Source organism: Bacillus sp. J14TS2, assembly GCF_018333015.1.
Classification (GTDB): domain Bacteria; phylum Bacillota; class Bacilli; order Bacillales; family Bacillaceae_C; genus Lederbergia.
This window is the reverse complement of sequence record NZ_BORE01000063.1, coordinates 1-357: the sequence shown is the minus strand read 5'-3', so window position 1 is coordinate 357 and position 357 is coordinate 1. Positions and strand designations below refer to the sequence as shown.

General features: G+C 38.4%; 1 protein-coding gene. It reads right to left on the bottom strand.

What is annotated here, in order from left to right:
• On the bottom strand, window positions 1-357 hold a 357-nt coding region (locus KI375_RS27085; protein ID WP_212976445.1), incomplete at both ends, for an ATP-binding protein.

Below are 357 nucleotides of genomic sequence, written 5' to 3'. Positions count from 1 at the left end.
GCAAATGGATGTGTGAGCGATGGGTAAGACGATCAAGTAATGCTGCCGTCATTTTTTCGTTTCCAAAAAGGTTTGTCCACTCTGTAAATTCAAGATTCGTTGTGATCATAACGCTAGCGCGTTCGTATCGGCTTGAAAAAAATTGGAATAATAATTCTGCTCCCGTTTTGGAAAAAGGTACGTATCCAAGTTCATCTATAATGATCACATCGAATTTGAGCCATTTCTTATCAAATGCGCCAAGTTTATGCTCCTCATTAGCCATTAAAAGTTCCTCTACTAATTGAGAGGCGGTTATAAATTTTACTTTGTATCCAATTTGAATCATCTCTATTCCGAGTGCTATGGCAAGATGCG